At 64.2% G+C, this 4,585-nt stretch carries 6 protein-coding genes; 2 read left to right on the forward strand and 4 right to left on the reverse strand.

The window, feature by feature from the left end; all coding sequences use genetic code 11:
- The 4 genes from ACEW8G_RS13365 to ubiA all read right to left on the reverse strand — a co-directional run.
- On the reverse strand, positions 1-305 hold a 305-nt coding region (locus tag ACEW8G_RS13365; protein WP_373488907.1), incomplete at its 3' end, for an NUDIX domain-containing protein.
- Between the two features lie 124 nt (positions 306-429).
- A complete protein-coding gene (locus tag ACEW8G_RS13370) occupies positions 430-675 on the reverse strand; it encodes a hypothetical protein (RefSeq protein WP_373488902.1) in 246 nt (81 codons plus the stop codon).
- Positions 676-965: 290 nt separating this feature from the next.
- Positions 966-1,763 (reverse strand): helix-turn-helix domain-containing protein, encoded by a 798-nt coding sequence (locus ACEW8G_RS13375; protein ID WP_373488903.1) that lies wholly within the window; start codon positions 1,761-1,763, stop codon positions 966-968.
- 56 nt (positions 1,764-1,819) lie between these two features.
- On the reverse strand, positions 1,820-2,728 hold the full coding sequence (gene ubiA, locus ACEW8G_RS13380; RefSeq protein ID WP_373488904.1) for a 4-hydroxybenzoate octaprenyltransferase: 909 nt from the start codon (positions 2,726-2,728) through the stop codon (positions 1,820-1,822).
- Positions 2,729-2,851: 123 nt separating this feature from the next.
- On the opposite strand from ubiA, the gene ACEW8G_RS13385 reads away from it, so the two are divergent.
- Both ACEW8G_RS13385 and ACEW8G_RS13390 read left to right on the forward strand, forming a co-directional pair.
- A complete protein-coding gene (locus ACEW8G_RS13385; RefSeq protein ID WP_373488905.1) occupies positions 2,852-3,613 on the forward strand; it encodes a 16S rRNA (uracil(1498)-N(3))-methyltransferase in 762 nt (253 codons plus the stop codon).
- Positions 3,614-3,709: 96 nt separating this feature from the next.
- A partial coding sequence (locus ACEW8G_RS13390) for a glutamate--cysteine ligase (protein ID WP_373488906.1) occupies positions 3,710-4,585 on the forward strand: 876 nt, incomplete at its 3' end.

Raw genomic sequence — 4,585 nt, forward strand, 5'->3', positions numbered from 1 at the left:
CGTGCCGGATGCTCGACAAAGCCGACGCCAAGCCCTGTTTCCTCAATGGTTTCGCGCACCGCCGCAACACGCGCCGCCGCACACGCAGGGTCCAGCCCATGGTCGAGCGTCCGGGCAATGACATGATCATCAGGGTCCACCCTGCCGCCCGGAAACACCACTGCCCCGCCGGCAAACACCATTTGCGACGACCGTTCGACCATCAGCAATTCCGGCGGGCCGCCATGGGGTGCATCGCGAAACACGATGATCGTGGCGGCGGGTGTGGCAACGGCAAGCGGTTCGCCGGTGCGCGGATCAACCATAAGCTGATCAATGGCCGGTGGCGCATTGTCGGGGAGTGATGAAGATGTGGCCATGGCCTTTCATTGCTGAAAGCGGCCCGCCTGCCAAGCAGCAAACACCGATGGGTCTCGTCACGGCTGAGGCTCAGTGACGCAAAATGCGTTCGGCAATCCGTTCCGGCTCAATCCGGTAGTGACCAAGCGACGCGGCGCGGGCGACCGAATAATAGCGGCCGGGCATCAACGGCTGATCATCCAGCGCAGCGCTCTCGCTGTCGCATTCATCGACCAGCGCTCCCAGCAGCCCCAGCAGACGCGCGCGCTCGGGCGAAGGCTCCTCAACTACGCGCGACAGCAGCCCCAAACCCTTTTGCGCCAAAAGACCGAGCATGATCGCAAACCTTTCAATCTGTGTTGCACCTGAACATGGTTAACGGCGGCGCTGCGGCCGGGTTTAGCGTTTTGCTAACCATGATCATCCCGGTGCCGCTTGTCGGGGGATTTTACACCGAAGTCGGGCTGGAATATCTCGTTAACCATCCAAAGCTATGATGCATCAGGCAAAAGTTGGTCTGGCACGCTGCCTGCTACGCTTTGCACAGTTGTCTTCACATGACTCAATGGCAGGGCGGTTGTTCGATTGGTCTCGCGCCGCCCTGCCCTTCCCCTCTCTCAAATTCTCTATGTCTCAGCCAGCGTGCGCAGCACCTGCGCGGTGTGGCTGTCGGCCGGGAAAAATGTTTCCAGCGCCAGTTCGGACAAGGTGATGTCGCGCGGCGTGCCGAAGGTCGTCACCGTGCCGATGAACGACAAACGCCCGGCTGCGGTATCGATCACCAGCGGCAGCGCGATTGGCGGCGGGCCGGGGCTGGCGTTGTCATTGGCGACGCCGGGATAGCCCGCAAGCTCGTCGCGCAACGCCGCCAGCCCCTCGTCGGCTGACAGGTCGATGTCGCGATCGAGCCGGTGCAGGATGTAACTGCGCCACAGCTCGTAATTCACAACCTGCGGGGCCAAGCCATCGGGATGTAGCGCCAGCCGCAGCACATTGACCGGCGGCACCAGCAGATGCGCGGCGATCTGTTCGGTCAGCACCGCCACTGCCGCGTTTGACGCCACCATGTTCCAGTGCCGATCGACCACCATAGCGGGGAACGGCGCATGCGCTGCAAGCAGATGCTCGATCACCGCCATCGCCTCTGCCATTTCAGGCGCAGACAGGCCGGTCTCCTCAAATTCGGGTGCAAGCCCGGCTGCGAGCAGGATCTGGTTGCGGGCACGCAGCGGAATATCAAGATAATCGGCCAACCGCATGATCAGATCGCGGCTGGGCTGCGCGCGCCCGGTTTCAACAAAGCTCAGGTGCCGGGTCGACATCTCGACCTCAAGCGCGAGCTGCAGCTGGCTGAGGCGGCGGCGTTCACGCCATTGGCGCAGCTGTGAGCCGACGGGCGCGGCCTGGCGAGGGTGTTGGGTCATGTCGCGAACGCTAGCCGCTGCAACGCGGCAATTCCATTACCTTGGCGGTAAGGCTGTCATCCCGCCAGCCCAACGGTCGCGAACGCCAGAAAGGCGAGCAGCCCGGCGTTGCGGTTGCTGCGAAACTTGATCAGGGGGTCCTGCGGATCATTGGGGCGCAGCGTTGCCAGTTGCCATGCCAGATGCGCGGCCAAGGGGGCGAGCGCCAGCAACGCCAGCCAATCGGGCCGCACCAACCAGATTGCACCTGCCCAGCAGGCAATCGTGGTCATGTAAAACACGCCGACACCCAGCCGCACGCCGCTGCCCAGCGCGCGCGCGCTCGACCGAATGCCGACCAAGGCGTCATCCTCGACATCCTGCAGCGCATAGATCGTGTCGTAGCCGATCACCCAGAAGATGCACCCGGCATAGAGCAGCAGCCCGGCGAGCGGCACGGTCGGCTCGACTTGCGCCCAGGCAACCAGCGCGCCCCAGCTGAACACCAGCCCCAGCCACGCCTGCGGCCACCAGGTGATCCGCTTCATGAACGGATAGGCGGCGACCAGCCCCAGACTGGCGATGGCGATCAGTGCGGCGACCTGGTTGAGCTGCACCAGCACGCCCAGCCCGATGAGGCACAGCAGCAGCAGCCAGCCCCATGCGGCTTTCAGGCTGACCGCACCGCTCGCCAGCGGGCGCCCGCGGGTGCGCGCAACCTGCGCATCAAGATCGCGGTCGATGATGTCGTTGTACACGCAGCCCGCGCCGCGCATCGCGATGGCTCCCAGCAGCATCCAGCCCAGCATCGGCCATTGTGCCTGCAACCCGCCTGCCAGCCCCAGCGCAAAGGCGCACGGCCAATACAGCAGCCACCAGCCAATCGGCCGGTCGAACCGCGCCAGCAGTGCATAGGGCCGCGCGCTCGCAGGCAGCAGCGCCAGCAGCCCGCGTGTTTCGGTATCAGGCAACGGAGTGGTCGTCATCGCGCTGGCTTACGCGCGCCTGACGATAGGCTCAAGCCAAACGGTGCGGGTTTGCGCGGCTCCTGCGTGGATGGGCGATGTTGCGCTTTGACCTCGCCGTCTTGCCGCGCTAACGCCAATGCCATGCCCGCCACCCCTGCCTGGCCGCCGCGCTCTGCGCCGCGCCTGTTTGTTGATCAGCCGCTGGCCCAAGGCGCTGATCTGCGCATTGAAGGCGGACAGGCGCATTATCTGATCAACGTGATGCGGCTGGCCGATGGCGCGCCGGTCAAGCTGTTCGATGACCGCAGCGGCGAATATCTCGCCCGCGTCGCCGCAAGGGGCAAGCGCGACCTTGTGCTGACGGTGGAATCCTTGCTCCGTACGCGCGAAGCGGTGCCCGATTTCTGGCTGTGCGCCGCTCCGATCAAGCGCGCGCGCTTTGATTTTCTCGCTGAAAAGGCCTGCGAGCTTGGCGTCGCGCGGTTCGTGCCAGTGCTGACCGAACGCGCGGTGGTCGACAAGATCAAGGACAACCGGTTGCGCGCCACGATGATCGAGGCAGCCGAGCAATGCGAGCGCACCGCGCTGCCTGAAATCGCCCCCCTCACCCGGCTCGATGTGCTGCTGCGCGACTGGCCCGAGGGACGTCACCTGTTGTTCGCTGACGAGCGTTTGCACGAAAGCGGCAGCGGATCGTTCCGCAAGGCGCTGCGCGAACATCCTGGCCCTGCGGCGGTGCTGATCGGTCCCGAGGGCGGCTTCAGCGATGCCGAGAATGCCGACATCCGTTCCCACCCCGCCGCTGTCCCCGTCTCGCTGGGTCCACGCATCCTGCGCGCGGAAACCGCCGCAATTGCCGCCACCGCGCTGTGGATGGCGGGGCGCGGCGACTGGGATGGCTGAGGTTTCTGCTTCGCGCCGTTAAAGCAAATAAAGCTGGCATGGGTTGCAGCGTGCAACTAAAGGCAGCGATAAGTCCCCACAGGTAGCCGTCTGACTATGAGCACTCGCAACGACATCGGCCTTGACGATCCCTACGTCACCTCCGTCGCGCAACTGGCCGAACCGATGCAGCAGGGCGAAAAGCCCAAGGCCGACTGGCGCATCGGTACCGAACATGAAAAGTTCGTGTTCTGCCGCAACGATCACCACGCGCCGAGCTATTCCGAACCCGGCGGCATCCACGACCTGTTGATGGCGCTGACCGAATTCGGCTGGGAGCCGGTCGAGGAGTTGTCTGACCATGGCAGCAACGTTATCGCGATGCGCGGGCCTGATGGCACCGTGAGCCTTGAACCGGCCGGTCAGCTCGAACTGTCGGGCGCGCCGCTGGAAAACCTGCACGAAACCTGCGCCGAAACCGGGCGACATCTGGGGCAGGTCAAGGCGATAGGTGAGAAGACCGGCAAAAGCTTCCTTGGGCTTGGCATGTGGCCTGACAAGACCCGCGCCGAACTGCCAATCATGCCCAAGGGTCGGTACAAGATCATGCTCGACCATATGCCGCGCGTCGGCAGCATGGGGCTCGACATGATGCTGCGCACCTGCACCATCCAGGTCAATCTCGACTATGCGAGCGAGGCCGACATGGCCAAGAAGTTCCGCGTTGGGCTGGCGCTGCAGCCCCTGGCGACCGCGCTGTTTGCCAACTCGCCGTTCACCGAAGGCAAGCCTAACGGCTTCCTCTCATACCGCAGCCACATCTGGTCAGACACCGATCCGGCGCGCACCGGAATGCTGCCGTTCGTGTTCGAAGATGGCTTTGGCTACGAGCGCTATGTCGAATACATGCTCGACGTGCCGATGTATTTCGTGTTCCGCGATGGCCGCTACATTGATGCGGCGGGCCAGAGCTTCCGCGACTTCATGAACGGC

It is taken from the genome of Blastomonas sp. (genome assembly GCF_041747255.1).
Lineage (GTDB): Bacteria > Pseudomonadota > Alphaproteobacteria > Sphingomonadales > Sphingomonadaceae > Blastomonas.